This is a genomic window from uncultured Endozoicomonas sp., from assembly GCF_947495845.1.
Taxonomy (GTDB): Bacteria; Pseudomonadota; Gammaproteobacteria; order Pseudomonadales; family Endozoicomonadaceae; genus Endozoicomonas.
In genome coordinates this window covers 1-15,988 of sequence record NZ_CANMAO010000011.1, presented here as the reverse complement: position 1 = coordinate 15,988, position 15,988 = coordinate 1, and the positions used below count along the sequence as shown (strand labels likewise).

11 protein-coding genes and 1 tRNA gene are annotated in these 15,988 nt (G+C 49.0%); 4 read left to right on the top strand and 8 right to left on the bottom strand.

Annotated features, from left to right (window positions below):
* Nucleotides 1–180: 180 nt before the first annotated feature.
* Nucleotides 181–1,995: an RNA polymerase sigma factor RpoD gene (gene rpoD, locus Q1B11_RS09385; protein WP_299731173.1), complete on the top strand. Its 1,815-nt coding sequence runs from the start codon at nucleotides 181–183 to the stop codon at nucleotides 1,993–1,995.
* A 114-nt stretch (nucleotides 1,996–2,109) separates the two neighbouring features.
* Nucleotides 2,110–2,991 (top strand): hypothetical protein, encoded by an 882-nt coding sequence (locus Q1B11_RS09380; protein ID WP_299731170.1) that lies wholly within the window; start codon nucleotides 2,110–2,112, stop codon nucleotides 2,989–2,991.
* Between the two features lie 51 nt (nucleotides 2,992–3,042).
* Here the strand turns inward: Q1B11_RS09380 and pnp are convergent, their stop codons facing one another.
* The 8 genes from pnp to Q1B11_RS09340 form a co-directional block, all read right to left on the bottom strand.
* Nucleotides 3,043–5,178 (bottom strand): polyribonucleotide nucleotidyltransferase, encoded by a 2,136-nt coding sequence (gene pnp / locus Q1B11_RS09375; RefSeq protein ID WP_299731167.1) that lies wholly within the window; start codon nucleotides 5,176–5,178, stop codon nucleotides 3,043–3,045.
* A gap of 392 nt (nucleotides 5,179–5,570) precedes the next feature.
* A complete protein-coding gene (rpsO, locus tag Q1B11_RS09370) occupies nucleotides 5,571–5,840 on the bottom strand; it encodes a 30S ribosomal protein S15 (protein ID WP_299731164.1) in 270 nt (89 codons plus the stop codon).
* A 136-nt stretch (nucleotides 5,841–5,976) separates the two neighbouring features.
* Nucleotides 5,977–7,053 (bottom strand): tRNA pseudouridine(55) synthase TruB, encoded by a 1,077-nt coding sequence (truB, locus tag Q1B11_RS09365; RefSeq protein ID WP_299731161.1) that lies wholly within the window; start codon nucleotides 7,051–7,053, stop codon nucleotides 5,977–5,979.
* Between the two features lie 3 nt (nucleotides 7,054–7,056).
* On the bottom strand, nucleotides 7,057–7,455 hold the full coding sequence (gene rbfA / locus Q1B11_RS09360; RefSeq protein WP_299731158.1) for a 30S ribosome-binding factor RbfA: 399 nt from the start codon (nucleotides 7,453–7,455) through the stop codon (nucleotides 7,057–7,059).
* A gap of 74 nt (nucleotides 7,456–7,529) precedes the next feature.
* Nucleotides 7,530–10,085 (bottom strand): translation initiation factor IF-2, encoded by a 2,556-nt coding sequence (gene infB / locus Q1B11_RS09355; RefSeq protein WP_299731155.1) that lies wholly within the window; start codon nucleotides 10,083–10,085, stop codon nucleotides 7,530–7,532.
* A 26-nt stretch (nucleotides 10,086–10,111) separates the two neighbouring features.
* The gene (gene nusA / locus Q1B11_RS09350) at nucleotides 10,112–11,605 is read right to left on the bottom strand and encodes a transcription termination factor NusA (protein ID WP_299731152.1); all 1,494 of its coding nucleotides are present in this window, start codon (nucleotides 11,603–11,605) and stop codon (nucleotides 10,112–10,114) included.
* Nucleotides 11,606–11,979: 374 nt separating this feature from the next.
* On the bottom strand, nucleotides 11,980–12,438 hold the full coding sequence (gene rimP / locus Q1B11_RS09345; RefSeq protein ID WP_299731150.1) for a ribosome maturation factor RimP: 459 nt from the start codon (nucleotides 12,436–12,438) through the stop codon (nucleotides 11,980–11,982).
* Nucleotides 12,439–12,569: 131 nt separating this feature from the next.
* A tRNA-Met gene (locus Q1B11_RS09340) sits at nucleotides 12,570–12,646 on the bottom strand.
* Nucleotides 12,647–13,330: 684 nt separating this feature from the next.
* On the opposite strand from Q1B11_RS09340, the gene Q1B11_RS09335 reads away from it, so the two are divergent.
* Both Q1B11_RS09335 and Q1B11_RS09330 read left to right on the top strand, forming a co-directional pair.
* Nucleotides 13,331–14,293, top strand: coding sequence for a type I secretion C-terminal target domain-containing protein (locus Q1B11_RS09335; RefSeq protein WP_299731147.1), 963 nt, complete (start codon nucleotides 13,331–13,333; stop codon nucleotides 14,291–14,293).
* 190 nt (nucleotides 14,294–14,483) lie between these two features.
* The coding region (locus Q1B11_RS09330) for a cadherin domain-containing protein (protein ID WP_299731144.1) at nucleotides 14,484–15,988 on the top strand (1,505 nt) is incomplete at its 3' end.

Sequence of the window (15,988 nt, the reverse complement as noted above, 5' to 3'; positions counted from 1 at the left end):
ATTCAAACTCCGGTCTGAAAACACCAGGGAAAAGGTAACCCGCGTCATGGAATGCATTCCGGTGTCTCGTCCTATTAAGTCGGGCCGCTGCGCTGTGGTACTAAACCCAGTTTATGAGCTATAATTGCCTGCTTACGTTTTTTTGTCCGGTTCGTCAATATCCGCTGTTGAAGGGTTGATATGTCAGCAAATTCGCAACAACAATCCAGGTTAAAAGAGCTTATCGCCCGAGGTAAGGAACAGGGGTACCTGACTTACGCGGAGGTAAACGACCACCTGCCGGAAGATATTTCCGATCCCGATCAAGTGGAAGATATTATCCGCATGATCAATGACATGGGTATCAGCGTCTTTGAGACAGCGCCCGATGCTGACACCCTGTTAATGGCCGAAGCCGATACCGATGAAGCCGCCGCTGAAGAAGCCGCCGCCGCTCTCGCCGCCGTTGAGCAGGAAGCAGGAAGAACGACCGACCCAGTACGAATGTACATGCGTGAAATGGGTACGGTTGAACTGCTGACCCGTGAAGGCGAGATCCAGATTGCCAAACGAATTGAGGAAGGCTGGCGTGAAGTCATGTCGGCTCTGGCTCAATTCCCAGGCTCTGCTCAAATTGTTATTGATGAGTATGACCGCGTTACTGAAGAAGAAGGTCGTCTTACTGACGTCATCAGTGGTTACATTGATCCGGGCGATGATGTCATCCCTCCTCCCGTCGTTGTCGAAGTCAATGACGATGACCTCGAAGATGACGATAGTGAAGATGACGACGAGGAAGAAGTCGATACAGGCCTTGATCCGGAAGAAGCCAAAGAGCGCTTTGATCTTCTGAGAAACGCACTGGCAAAAGCCAATGCCGCCATTGCCGGCAATGGTCGCAGCAATAGCCAGGCAGCATTGATCGAAGTAGCCGAAGCATTTATGCCGCTGAAGCTGATTCCTCGTCTGTTTGAACTGCTGGTTTTCCGAATTCGTAATGCCGTGGAACGCATTCGTGCAAACGAACGCACCATCATGCAGCTGTGTGTTCGTAAATCCAAAATGCCGCGCAAGATTTTCCTGAAAGTCTTCCCTGGCAACGAAACCAACCTGAACTGGGCTGAAGAGCTGGCATCCGGTAGCGGTGGTTATACTGAAGCACTGCTGACACACCGTGAAGACATTGTCCGCGCCCAGAAAAAACTGGCGAATATCGAGAAAGAGTTCACTCTGACGCTGACCGAAGTAAAAGACATCAATCGTAAGATGTCACTCGGTGAAGCTCGTGCTCGTCGCGCCAAGAAAGAGATGGTTGAGGCTAACCTGCGTCTGGTTATCTCCATTGCCAAAAAGTACACCAACCGTGGTTTGCAGTTCCTTGATCTGATTCAGGAAGGCAACATCGGCCTGATGAAGGCTGTTGATAAGTTCGAATACCGTCGTGGTTATAAGTTCTCTACTTACGCCACCTGGTGGATTCGTCAGGCGATCACTCGCTCCATTGCTGACCAGGCTCGCACCATTCGTATTCCGGTTCACATGATCGAAACGATCAACAAATTGAACCGTATTTCACGACAGATGTTGCAGGAAATGGGACGTGAAGCAACACCGGAAGAACTAGCTATCCGCATGGAAATGCCGGAAGACAAAATCCGCAAGGTGTTGAAGATCTCCAAAGAACCTATCTCCATGGAGACGCCGATTGGTGACGATGAAGACTCCCATCTGGGCGATTTTATCGAAGATGCAACCATGCAATCTCCGATCGACCGTGCCACTGGTGAAGGTCTGAAAGAATCTACTCGCATGGTTCTCTCCGGACTGACTGCCCGTGAAGCCAAAGTACTCCGCATGCGTTTCGGTATTGATATGAATACCGATCACACGCTGGAAGAAGTAGGCAAGCAGTTTGACGTTACCCGTGAGCGTATTCGTCAGATCGAAGCGAAAGCATTAAGAAAGCTACGTCATCCGACTCGCTCGGATCATCTTCGCAGCTTCCTGGACGAGTAAACTCATCCACCATTAAAAAAGCGCCTAAGGGCGCTTTTTTAATGCCTAAAAACTTTGAATCTTTTTTCACCTTGAGAGTCTAGAGCTAACCACATATGCTTTCGGGATAGAAACGTGAGTTCAACACTTCCAGTTAAAACTACAGTATTTGCAACCACTACCCCACCCAGGGAGCAACCAGCAGGTTCTGCCAAGCCTTCAGCCCCAGCTGTGAAAATCACCAACCCCAACGCACAGCTTGCTCAACCAAAAAGCTCTAACCCGCATGCCAGCATAACAACAGCCCTCTGCAATCTAAACATCCTTAGCACTGCGCCCACACTCAATATCAACCCTAACCAATCACAAGATGATAGACCTTCAGCAATAATTTCAGACCTAATAGACAGAGCTGAAGAAAAACCACCAACTCAACCTCCGGAACTTGTCACCATAAAAGCAGGATATAAAAGTGATCGAAGAAGGGGAGCCTGGATGCATCAAATTCCAGATGCTGTATTTCGAGAAGGCCCCGCACAGTTACCAAAAAACCCGCCCTTCAGTAATGAAGCAACTTCAGAGCAGCAATATAAACAAACCGAGGAGTCTCGATTTCTTGGCAAAACTTTCGAAACACTTTGCATTTTTGCAGCAACAAAATGTGCGGGTAAAGATAATAAATATCTAAGAGATGCTTGCTTCCACGCTGTAGACATCATTCAGCAGCGCTACGAGCCCTACAAAACCGAAACTCTTATCGAGGTTTTTAATCTTTTAAAAGCTATTCAAAACCTTCACAAGATCCAGAACATGCCAAATAAATGTGACGCTGCAGAATGCATATTTCAGCATCTTCGAGACAACTCCTTCACAGGTAAAGAGCTAAACCGCTTTTCCGGGGGGTTATACTCAGACTACGACGATGACTCAACCGCTTATAAAAAAACACCCCCTTCAGAGACAAAAGAAGGGTGGAATAATCTAATTTCGAGTTTCAGTTCCATAAAACAGGGATAAAAAAGGGGGATAGAACATCCCCCTTATTGGTTTAACTTTTATTTAACCAGCTTATTCTGCGGTAGCAGCAGCCTGCTGCTCTTTAATACGCGGCACTTCTTTCAGAGAAAGCTTGATACGACCACGGTTGTCCAGATCCATCACCACAACTTCCAGCTTCTGTCCCATCTTGATGTAGTCGCCTACATTTTCAACACGGTGATCAGCGATCTGAGAGATGTGTACCAGACCATCTTGGCCTGGCAGGATGTTTACGAACGCGCCGAACTCAACGATTCGGGTAACAGTACCTTCGTAGATCTTGCCAATTTCCGCTTCAGCAGTTACACCGTAAACGCGGTCGTAAGCTGCCTGACAAGCTTCTTTGGTTTCGCCGTAAATCTTAACGGTGCCATCGTCAGAGATATCAACAGATGCGCCAGTGTCTTCACAGATAGAACGAATAGTCGCACCACCTTTACCGATAACGTCACGGATTTTATCCTGATCGATTTTCAGGGTCATGGTCATCGGTGCGTTTGGAGACAACTCGGTGCGTGAAGCCGCAATAACCTTGTTCATCTCAGCCAGAATGTGCAAACGAGCCTGCAGTGCCTGTTCCAGCGCGATATCCATGATCTCTTCGGTAATACCGGCGATCTTGATATCCATCTGCAACGCGGTAACACCATTAGCGGTACCAGCTACTTTAAAGTCCATGTCGCCCAGATGATCTTCATCACCCAGAATGTCAGTCAGAACCGCGAACTGTTCGCCTTCCTTAACCAGACCCATGGCGATACCAGCAACCGGCGCCTTCAGAGGAACACCTGCATCCATCAATGCCAGAGAAGAACCACAAACAGACGCCATGGAGCTGGAACCGTTAGATTCAGTGATCTCGGAAACCACACGAATGGTGTATGGGAACGCTTCTGCTGTTGGCAGTACTGCCGCAAGACCACGACGAGCCAAACGACCATGGCCAATTTCACGACGTCCCGGAGGCCCCATACGACCTGCTTCACCAACAGAGTATGGAGGGAAGTTGTAGTGCAGCATGAACGGATCGCGACTTTCACCTTCCAGCGCGTCGATAAACTGCGCATCACGGGCGGTACCGAGAGTAGTTGTCACGATAGCCTGAGTTTCACCACGGGTGAACAGGGCAGAACCGTGAGTCTTTTTCAGAAGACCCACTTCTACATTGATTGGGCGAACGGTTTTAGTGTCGCGACCATCGATACGTGGCTGACCATTGATGATGTTGCCACGCACAACGGTTTTTTCCAGCTTACTGATGTAAGCCTGAACGTCGTCTGCGCTGAACTTGCCTTCTGCTTCGTCACCAGCCAACAGGGCTTCAGCTTCTGCACGGAGCTCAGACAGTTTGTTGCTGCGCTCTTGCTTAACGGTCATGCCATAAGCGTCGCGAATCTTTTGTTCGAAACCAAAGGCAACGGCTTCTTTAACCGCAGTCTTTTCTTCGGCAGGCGCCCAATCCCAAGCTGGAGCAGCGACTTCAGCAGCAAACTCTTCAATAGCAGTGATGATGCACTGAGATTCCTGATGGGCAAACAGCACAGCACCCAGCATTTCGTCTTCGGTCAGTTCCTGAGCTTCGGATTCAACCATCAGAACCGCATCTTTGGTACCGGCAACCACCATGTCCAACTCAGAAGCTTTCAACTGTTCGAAGGTTGGGTTAAGGATGTAACCGTCTTCTTCGTTGAAACCAACACGAGCCGCACCGATTGGACCAGCGAAAGGGATACCAGAGATAGACAGCGCTGCGGAGGTGGCGATCATGCCCAGCATGTCTGGATCGTTTTTCTTATCCACAGACATAACGGTGATGATGACCTGAACTTCGTTCATGTAACCTTTCGGGAACAGTGGGCGAATAGGACGGTCGATCAGACGGGAAGTCAGGGTTTCTTTTTCACTGGCCTTACCTTCACGCTTCAGGTAGCCACCAGGAATTTTACCAGCAGCGTAGACTTTTTCCTGATAGTGCACAGACAATGGAAAGAAATCCTGACCGGCACGGGCGCTTTTCGCACCAACAACCGTGGCCAGAACTTGCAACTCACCCATAGTGGCCAGAACAGCACCGGATGCCTGACGGGCAATACGGCCGGTTTCCAGAGTCACGGTGTGCTCACCGAACTGGAACGATTTAGTAATTGCTTTTGGAGCAGTACTCACATTATTTTCCTTTATATCGTTTAAAAATCGCCCCAAACCTGCATCCTCACTGTTCATAGAGAATGGATGCAATCCACAAACTTCCATACTTTTAAACCAGAACGAAAGTTTCTGAATTGCACCCCATGCAGACAGATCACAGGCTGGGGAGTTTCGTTAATCACTCTCTTCAAAACTAAGTGCGATTAATCAGACCAGTTATATCAAAGTGATATAGCAAGCCTTGGTACCAAATTGACTCAAAAAATCACAGGGTACAAATAGCAAAACACCGCCAGCCACATAAATGCAGCTCGCGGTGCCTTGACTATGGAAGGTGATATCAAGACACCAGCCTCCCATTTTATAACGGAACGTACCACTTAAGTAAGAGCCATCCCGTAAAAGCCGTATTAACGACGCAGACCCAGACGCTGGATCACTGAACGGTAACGTTCAACGTCTTTGCGCTTCAGGTAGTCCAGCAGGCTACGACGCTGGTTTACCATGCGGATCAGACCACGACGGGAGTGGTGATCTTTGTGGTTTGCCTTGAAGTGACCCTGCAGACCTTCGATGTTAGCTGTCAGCAGAGCAACCTGAACTTCAGGGGAACCGGAATCGTTTTCGCCGCGGCCAAAATCTTTCAGGATTTCAGCTTTCTTTTCAGCAGTCAAAGCCATGTTTAAATCTCCAATCAATATGCAATACAACAAACCGGCATGACCGTGCATATTTACAGCCAGCCATAAGGTTCTGAACGAACCTCAAATCAAGCGAAGAATTCTATCACTATGTTGTGAGGGCGTCCAAAAAAACTCAGGATTTGATCAGACGCTTAGGCGCCACCAAACCATCATCCGTAATTTCACCAACACCAAAAAAGCTCAGATCTTCTTCGCCTTCAGCAATACCATAAATACGCACATTGCCACTGGTTGGCGCCTGTGGAACCTGAACAGGGTTTCCCTGGGCGACAAAGAAACTGCTGTTTGCGCCGAGCTTAACCTGTGGCCAATCGCTCACCGCACTGTCCAGTGGTAGCAACAGTTCATCAATAACACGGTCGCCCGCTTTATTGCGAATTCGACCTAACTCTTTGAATCGCTCAGCCTGACTCTTTTCCAGCTTGTCGCGACCAATTTCATCCGCAAGGCCCGCCAGTTCAGCAAACTCTACACGCTGCTCAACATCCAGAGCCGCTTCACGACCTTCATCACGTAGCTTTGCCAGCTCATCCAGAGAATAAGCCTGATGCTCAGTGTATGGACCCGCTTTGAGGCGCTTGAGCTCTGAAACATGGCCGAGGCATCCCAAGGCTGCACCGATATCTTCAACCAGAGTACGGATGTAGGTGCCTTTAGTGCAATCCACTTCAAATACACATTCATCACCTTCAAAATCCAGAAGTTCCAGACGATGAATCGTGATTTTCCGGGAAGGACGATCAATTTCGATGCCTTCTCGAGCGTATTCGTACAATGGCCTGCCATTATGCTTCAGGGCAGAAAACATGCTCGGCACCTGTTCAATTTCACCCCGAAACTGATCCAGAATGGCTTCCACATCCGAACGGGTAACCGCTACCGGACTTTCAGCAACCACTTCACCTTCGCGATCACCCGTCGTGGTTTGAATGCCCATTTTCATGGTGGTTCGATAGGATTTATCGGAATCCAGCAAGTACTGTGAAAACTTGGTGGCCTCACCCAGGCAGATTGGCAGAACACCGGTAGCCAATGGATCAAGGCTACCGGTATGTCCTGCTTTTGCAGCGTTAAAAAGACGTTTTACCCGCTGTAGCACTTCATTTGAGGAAGCACCGTATACTTTATCAACAACAATAATGCCGTCAACCGCACGACCGCGGTTAACACGACGACCTCTTCTGGCCATGATTTATTCCTCGGAATCTTCGTCGCTGCTTTTATCTGAGCGACCATCTTTTGCTACTGCCTGGTCAATCAATGAGGACAAGTAAGCCCCCCGACGCAGACTGTTATCAAAGAAGAAGCGGAGCTGTGGGGTAAATCTCAGTTTGATTGCCCGAGCCAGCTGGGAACGCAGAAAACCTGACGCCTGATTCAGAACTTTCAGGGACTCATCAATTTGTTCCTGATCATCCACACCGAGGAAGGACACGTAGATATCAGCGAAGGACATATCCCGGCTAACTTCAACAATGCTGACCGTTACCATGCCAAGACGAGGGTCTTTCATTTCCAGCTGAATCAGCTGAGCCAGCTCTTTTTGAATCTGGTCAGCGACTCGCTGGGTACGACTGTACTCTTTTGCCATTTCGAGTGCTCATATTAGAAAGCCCGCGGTGGAGGCCGCGGGCTTTTGTAGTCTACTTCAGGCCTGAAAACCGGTTACAGCGTACGCTGCACTTCAATGGTTTTGTAAACCTCGATCTTGTCACCAGGCTTAACGTCGTTGTAGCTCTTAACGGCGATACCACATTCCATGCCGTTACGAACTTCATTCATGTCATCCTTGAAGCGACGCAGAGATTCCAGCTCGCCTTCATAGATAACCACGTTTTCACGCAGTACGCGGATACGATCATTTCGGTAAACAGTACCCTCAATAACCATACAGCCAGCCACAGCGCCAAACTTCGGAGAGCGGAACACTTCACGTACTTCAGCAGTACCCACGATCTGTTCACGGGTATCGGAGCCGAGCATACCGGTCAGCGCCTTACGAACATCATCGATGATGTCATAGATGACGCTGTAGTAACGAAGATCCACGTCTTCTGCATCAATAACCTTACGGGCAGAAGCATCCGCACGAACGTTAAAGCCGACAATCACCGCATTAGAAGCCAGTGCCAGGTTAGCGTCGGTCTCAGTGATACCACCTACGCCGCTGGAAATAACGCGCACTTCAACTTCGTCGTTACCCTGCTCCTGCAATGAGCTGGTCAACGCTTCGAGAGAACCACGAACATCGGCTTTAAGTACGATGTTAAGCATCTTCTTCTCTTCAGAGCCCATTCTGGAGAAGATATTCTCCATCTTGGAAGCCTGCTGACGAGCCAGCTTAACTTCACGGAACTTGCCTTGACGGAACATTGCGATTTCACGAGCCTTACGCTCATCACGAACCACAATCATCTCGTCACCGGCATCCGGCGTACCGTCCAGCCCCAGAATCTCTACTGGAATGGAAGGACCCGCTACCTGAATTGGCTGACCGTTTTCGTCCAGCATGGCACGTACACGACCATACTGTTGACCAACCAGAATGTTATCACCCTGATTCAGCATACCAGCCTGTACAAGTACAGTAGCTACCGGACCACGTCCTTTATCCAGACGGGATTCAACAACAACGCCTCGTGCAGGGCCTTCGTCCGGAGCCGTCAGCTCAAGAACTTCAGCCTGAAGAACAACTGCTTCAAGCAGCGCTTCAACACCTTCGCCTGTCAGTGCGGACACTGGCATAAACTGAGTATCGCCACCCCACTCTTCAGGGATAACGTCACGGGCAGAAAGCTCGTTCTTCACGCGATCTGGATCAGCGTCTTCTTTATCCATCTTGTTGACTGCAACCACGATTGGCACACCAGCCGCTTTAGCGTGCTGCACGGCTTCTTCGGTCTGAGGCATTACGCCATCATCTGCAGCAACAACGAGGATAACGATATCCGTTGCTTTCGCACCACGGGCACGCATGGCAGTAAACGCCGCGTGTCCTGGTGTATCCAGGAAGGACACCATGCCGCGATCAGTTTCTACGTGGTATGCACCAATGTGCTGGGTAATACCACCGGCTTCACCAGCCTGCACACGACTCTTACGGATATAGTCGAGCAGCGAGGTTTTACCGTGGTCAACGTGACCCATAACTGTTACGACTGGCGCACGCGGTTTCGCTTCGTAAGACACATCTTCCAGCTGATCATGGGACAGCGTATCTTCAATCGCATCCGCTTTGGTCAGCTTGAACTTGTGGCCCATTTCTTCAACCACAATACTGGCGGTTTCCTGGTCGATCACTTGGTTGATCGTTACCATGGAGCCCATTTTGAACATCACTTTGATAACGTCAGCCGCTTTGACCGCCATTTTGCTGGCCAGTTCGGCAACCGTAATGGTTTCCGGGATAGAGACTTCTCTAAACACCGGAGCCGTTGGCTTAGTAAAGCCATGAGCCATGGATTCAGGCGCAATACTGCGAGTAAACTTACGGCTTCCACCACGACGCTCATCACGATCATTACGACCACGGCCACGACGTGGGCCATCGTCATTATCGCTACGACGATCTTTTCCTTTCGCTCCGCCACGCTTGTTACGCGTTTTGCGATCATCGGACGGCGGTGGCGGTGGTGCGTCACCAAAAGATGGAGCAGATGGAGCGCCACCCGGACGCGGGCCACGATCGCCACCAGGGCGCGGACCACGATCACCAGCGGGACGTGGACCCCGGTCACCAGCTGGGCGAGCACTGCGATCACCTTCTGGCCTTGGAGCACGATCACCCGCTGGGCGAGGACCACGATCCCCAGCCGGACGAGCAGCACGATCATCTCTACGAGGACCGCGATCCTCTCTTGGCTTATCAGAACGAGCGGAAGCGCCATCCGCCTTAGGTGCTTCTTCCGTCTCTTCGCGCTTAACATAAGTACGCTTTTTACGTACTTCAACGTTAACCACTTTGTTTTTACCAGCACTGCCACCAGCAACTTTCATTTTGCTGACAGTCTTACGCTTCAGCGTAATCTTGGTCGATTCAGAACCGGTTCCGGCGTCACCATGGGCTTGTTTCAGGTGGGCCAGCAGTTGCTGTTTTTCTTGATCAGAAACAGACTCTTTGCCGTTGGACTTTGTCAGTCCAGCGTCTTTCATCTGCTGCAACAACCGCTCCACTGGAGCACCGACCACTGCTGCGAGTTGCTCTACGGTTACATCTGCCATTCACACTTCTCCTCTCAGTGGCCCGCTCAGTTACCCGCTTCCTCAAACCACGGTTTCCGAGCTGTCATAATCAGCTCACCGGCGAGGTTTTCATCCATACCTTCAATATCCAGAAGGTCGTCAATTGACTGTTCAGCCAAATCTTCCATGGTGATCACGCCGCGGCTAGCCAGTTCGTAGGCCAGATCCTGATTCATACCTTCCATTGTCAGAAGGTCTTCTGCAGGCTGTGTACCATCAAGCTTTTCTTCCTGGGCGATCGCCTGAGTTAACAGCTGATCCTTCGCCCGTGTCCGCAATTGCTCAATAATGTCTTCGTCAAAGCCTTCAATGGCCAACATCTCTTCCTGAGGAACATAGGCAATTTCTTCCAGAGAAGTGAAGCCTTCAGAGACCAGCAGTTCTGCCAGGTCTTCATCAACACCCAGTTTCTCTACGAAGATCTGGCCGATACGCCCAGCTTCCTGTTCCTGTTTTTCAGCAGCCGCTTCTTCGGTCATCACATTCAGCGTCCAGCCGGTGAGTTCACTGGCAAGACGTACGTTCTGACCGCCACGACCAATGGCCTGAGCCAGATTGTCTTCGCTGACCGCAATATCCATGGTGCCTTTGTCTTCATCAACAATGATGGAAGCCACTTCGGCAGGCTGCATGGCATTAATCACGTACTGAACCGGGTTGTCATCGAAAAGTACGATATCAACACGCTCATTGCCCAGCTCGCCAGATACCGCCTGAACACGTGCACCACGCATACCGACACAAGCACCTACCGGGTCAATTCGGCCATCGTTTGTTTTAACGGCGATTTTTGCACGGGAACCCGGGTCACGGGCTGCACCTCTAATTTCGATCACTTCTTCAGAGATCTCTGGCACTTCGATGCGGAACAGTTCAACCAGCATCTCTGGCGCTGTTCTGGACATCATCAACTGAGGACCACGACCTTCCGTAGAAATTTCATTCAGCAACGCTCTTACGTGGGAACCCATTCGGAAGTTCTCACGAGGCAGCGTCTGATCTTTTCTCAGAACGGCTTCTGCGTTATTGCCCAGATCAACAATAATGCTGTCACGGGTTGTCTTTTTCACGGTACCGGAAATGAGAGAACCCATTTTATCGCGGTACTGTTCAACCATTTGAAGTCGCTCAGCTTCACGCACTTTCTGTACGATCACCTGTTTAGCGGTCTGGGCTGCGATACGGCCGAACCCGACGGATTCCACCGGCTCTTCCCACACACCGCCAATCTCCAGGGATTCATCTTGCTCTTTACCTTCGTCCAGAGTCAGATGCATGCCTGCGAATTCAAAATCTTCATCGGCGACCACGGTCCAGCAACGGAAAGTATCGTACTCTCCAGTAGCCCGGTTAATCGCTACGCGAATATCCACCTCGGTCTCATACCGCTTTTTGGTCGCTGTCGCCAGAGCGGTTTCCAACGCCTCAAAGATAACTTCAGGCGGTACTCCCTTCTCATTGGATACGGACTCTACGACCAACAGAATCTCTTTACTCATACTCTGCCTCGCCTATGCTGAACCAGTCCATGCCTATGCCCGTCGGTTTCAAAACTGCTACGACGTTGGCTGCCTTCACTCACCCCGATTATCTGGCGAACCTGAATTCCCGGAGTTTGCTCTCTTGCCGCCTTGCAGCAGCTTCAATCCCTTTGACCACCAGCCAACGTAACCCTGGCCGCTAACCGGGATTTCGCTCGACCCCGGAGGCCATCGCAAAGGGACTTCGGTTTGCCATTATCCGTTAAAAACTGTAAGCAACAAAAGCCGCTCAAGATATCCGTTAACCACCGTCAACCCTGAGCAGCTTCTACTACGACAGTTTCTGACTTTACTGTCTTGCTAATACCGTTAGTCTGACGCCCGGATCGGGCTCAGTCGAACTGCGGTATCACCTGTGCCTTTTCGATCGTCTCGATCGGCAACAGAAGTTCATGACCATCGGCCTCTATAACAACATCCTGGTCTTCTATTCCTTTAATGATGCCCCGGTACTTTCTACGCCCTTCAAAAGGTACCCGCAACCGGAGATTGACCACATAGCCAGTCATCATCTCGTACTGCTCAAGTCGAAACAGTGGTCTGTCCAACCCCGGAGACGATACCTCCAGCGTGTACTCATCTGCGATTGGGTCTTCAACGTCCATCACCGCACTTACCTGACGACTGACTTTTTCACAGTCTTCCAGAGAAATGCCGTTTTCAGCATCAATATAGACCCGAAGCAGAGAATTCCGACCACGGGAAACAAACTCAATACCCCAGAGGCGGCAATCAAGCGATTCCACAATCGGCTCAATAAGTGCCTCCAGCTGCGACTGCTTACCTGCCACGACTGAACACCTGCAAGAAAAATAAAAAAAGGGCTATAAAGCCCCATACAGTTTGTGCAATGACCAAAACAGTCATCACACATCAATGTCACTACCTAACAAAAAACCCCACATGGGGGTTTTCAGGGGTTTGGTAGCGGGGGCTGGATTCGAACCAACGACCTTCGGGTTATGAGCCCGACGAGCTACCAGGCTGCTCCACCCCGCATCAAAGTGCCTATCAGTATACTGATACAAATGCCAGCTGACAACCTTATTTAGCGCTTTAAATCAAGGGAACACCCGCTCTGTCTCTGGATCATTTCTCAATCAATCACAGCCTCATTTAATATCGATATTTATTTTGCTTAATTGGTTTTTAATTTGATCAATACATCACCCTCTCAAAAACAATCAAGCTCAATCATGATCATTTACGACCCTTTAAGCTATCGCATCAAATACACGAGCATCTTAACTCTTGACAGTCACAATATAAAATAAGCCAACACTCTTATTGATAATGGAAATATGACGATCACTCCCTATTTTTTCCATTTCCTCTTCAATACCGCCTTCAATTTTAATACCGCCCCACCGTATCGCTATCATTAATTAAGCAATGACATAAGTACCCGGCCATATGGAATCGAATATTTCTGGCTTGTTGATCAGGTTCTCTGCAAGGCGCAACGGCGGGAGCATAGCAAGCTATGTGACCAGAGGTGCAACGCAGTCAGAGGGGCTGACCAATGAGTCAGAAAATATGATTTCACATGGTTGGGTACTTAAGTACTCCACAATATGAAAACAGATACTGTACGGGCACCGACAACCGCTTTTATATTGCATTTTCATAGACCTATCAACTACCAAGCAATTAAACAACAAGGCCACCTATAAGACTGACATTATGGATGAGAATACCGGCGAGATTGTAGGGTATATCAGCGAAGCTGAAGGAATGGTGCTGATTGCCAATGAAGAAGGGGAAATTCGTACCGCCTCTGTCGGCGATCCACTATACATGAATGATACTGTTGTTAATCAGTCTGACACTAATATCGTAATAGAGTTGATTAATAACCAGCTGCTTTATTTGAACAGCAGCCAGCAAGTCTTCTTGAATCCCATTTTTTTCTCTGCATCTACTGAGCTCACAATTAATAACAGTGAACCCCTTGTTGACCAAGAAGCAACAAACACAACAATTGAGATACAAGAGCCGACTGGTGAAAGTGGAAACCAACAGCCTCAAAAAGAGACCGACAACCCGAATGAAAACCAGCCTCTGGCAGACGCTCATCTCGAAGAAGTCATCATCGATTACGAAGAAGAATCTATCAATAATGCAGATACTGATAACACATTAAAGGCTGAAAGCTACATCCCTGAAAATACTATGACAGATGGATACTCTACCCAAGCCGCAGAGCCCCAAGTAGCAACCGGAACTGAAATAACCTACAGCAGTAGTGGTCATAATGACACGCTCATCGGCGACTCTGATGACGATATATTCTTCGTCAGCCATGATAATACGACCATCACCGGCGACGGTGGTGCAGATACCTTTATATTCAGTGCTGATGGTACGTCTGATAATCCCGCCGAGCTCATCATCAATGATTTTAGTACCACAGAAGGCGATGTTCTTCAGCTAGAAGACATCATGATTGATGAAAGTAACAACCTTGACGACTACTTCCATTTTGAACGCAGTGGTGATGACACTATTATGGAAATTCGGTCAGATGCTGGCGGCGATGTCACGAAAACAGTCACCCTCAAAGATACCAACCTTTTCAGCCTCGGCGGTAACGATTCAGAAATTATCAACAGCCTGCTGGATAATGGTAATTTGACACACGACTAGTCAATCCGCTTTTTTCCTCAAAAGCGTCATAAGACAAATCCGGCCAACCATTGAACCACTATCATTAATTATGTGGAAAGTACCAGTTGAAAAGTGGGCGCTGCTCGCCTCTTCCTATTTTTAAACCAAGCATCTGTACCGTTTATCAAGCGGTCAATCGGTTGATACGTGCGCCTTGTTAATGGATATTATGGATAAAAACGCCGGCGACATTATTGGGTATATCAGCGAAGCCGAAGGAATGGTGCTGGTTGCCAATGAAGAAGGGGAAATTCGTACCGCCTATGTTGGCGATCCGTTGCACCTGAATGAAACCGTCATTAATCAATCCGATGCAAACGTAGTGATTGAACTGATTAATAATCAGATGCTTTATTTGACCAACAATCAAAAAGTCGTTTTAAGACAATCTCTATTAACTGCCCCCCCCTCCGAGCAACCCAGCTCTGAGATTGAAACAGCAACAAATCAAAGTGAGCCAGTACCGGAAGTTTCGAATAGGGAAAACAGCGAGCCCCAGGCTCAAAAAAAATCTCCCAGCCCTGATAATAATAAGCCTGCTGAAAACTCATACATTACAGAAGTCATTATCGATCACGAAGGGCTACCTGGAAATTTCAGTCAATCAGAAACTGCTACCGACCCTGAAAACCATATCCCCGAAATCGCTGAAGCTACCGACGCGACGATCGCGCTGAACCAGACGATAAAGATTCTGGATCAGTCATTCAATATTAACGAAAATAGCCTGACAGACGGCACCTTGACTGTGGGTACGGTATTCGCCAAAGATCCCGAGGGCACTCCCATCATCTACCGGATTATATCTGGCAACGAAGATGGAAAGTTTGAAATTGATCCAGCTACTGGTGCTCTCAACCTGGTCGGAGACCTGAACCACGAAGAACGATCAAATTACAACTTGGTTATTGAAGTTGAGGACTCAGGCGCACTGAAAGAAACGGCAAACATCACCATCTCCGTCAATGACATCAATGAAACTCCAGTGGCAGTCAATGACAGTGAAGACACCACTAAAAATGGGCAGCTGATCATTGATGTTTTAGCCAATGATCAAGATGAAGATATTACCGATACCTCCGACAACTTCAGCCTGGATGAAGCTTATATCATCGATAACAGTGGTTCCCCCACCACTGGCTTTGGTACCGTGTCTATCCAAAATAACCAACTATCCTTCGACCCTGGTAATGACTTTAATTACCTGCTTACTGGCGCAAGAGCCTCCATTGAAATCTACTACCAAATGAGTGACAGCCGAGGACTGCAATCCGAGGCAACCGTCACATTGAACATCATTGGTACCAATTCTGCGCCCATCGTTGAATCAGCAACCAAAGTCAACAGTACTCTTGAGGAGCTACTTGATAACGCGTCTGGAGAACTGACTTCCACGTTCTCTGACAACGGCAGCTTCACCATTTCCGACGTTGAGTTCTCGGATACTCAAAGCGTGTCCTTTGCAAGTGCCAGCAGTGACTATCTGGGCAGTTTCAGTGTCACTGTCGGGGACAACACCACTGGTGATGGCTCCGGTCGCATCGATTGGGATTTTGAGGTGTCTGATGGGGATATCGATTATCTGGCAGAAGGCCAGACATTAACGCAAACCTACACGGTCACCGTCTCCGACGGCGAAGGCGGGACCGTGGATCAGGACATTGTCATCACCCT

What these genes read in the sequence shown, in the direction of transcription:
- rpoD (WP_299731173.1), top strand. Translation starts at nt 181, where the DNA reads ATGTCAGCAAATTCGCAACAACAATCCAGGTTAAAAGAGCTTATCGCC.
- rpsO (WP_299731164.1), bottom strand. Translation starts at nt 5,840, where the DNA reads ATGGCTTTGACTGCTGAAAAGAAAGCTGAAATCCTGAAAGATTTTGGC.
- truB (WP_299731161.1), bottom strand. Translation starts at nt 7,053, where the DNA reads ATGGCCAGAAGAGGTCGTCGTGTTAACCGCGGTCGTGCGGTTGACGGC.
- rbfA (WP_299731158.1), bottom strand. Translation starts at nt 7,455, where the DNA reads ATGGCAAAAGAGTACAGTCGTACCCAGCGAGTCGCTGACCAGATTCAA.
- infB (WP_299731155.1), bottom strand. Translation starts at nt 10,085, where the DNA reads ATGGCAGATGTAACCGTAGAGCAACTCGCAGCAGTGGTCGGTGCTCCA.
- nusA (WP_299731152.1), bottom strand. Translation starts at nt 11,605, where the DNA reads ATGAGTAAAGAGATTCTGTTGGTCGTAGAGTCCGTATCCAATGAGAAG.
- Q1B11_RS09335 (WP_299731147.1), top strand. Translation starts at nt 13,331, where the DNA reads ATGGATGAGAATACCGGCGAGATTGTAGGGTATATCAGCGAAGCTGAA.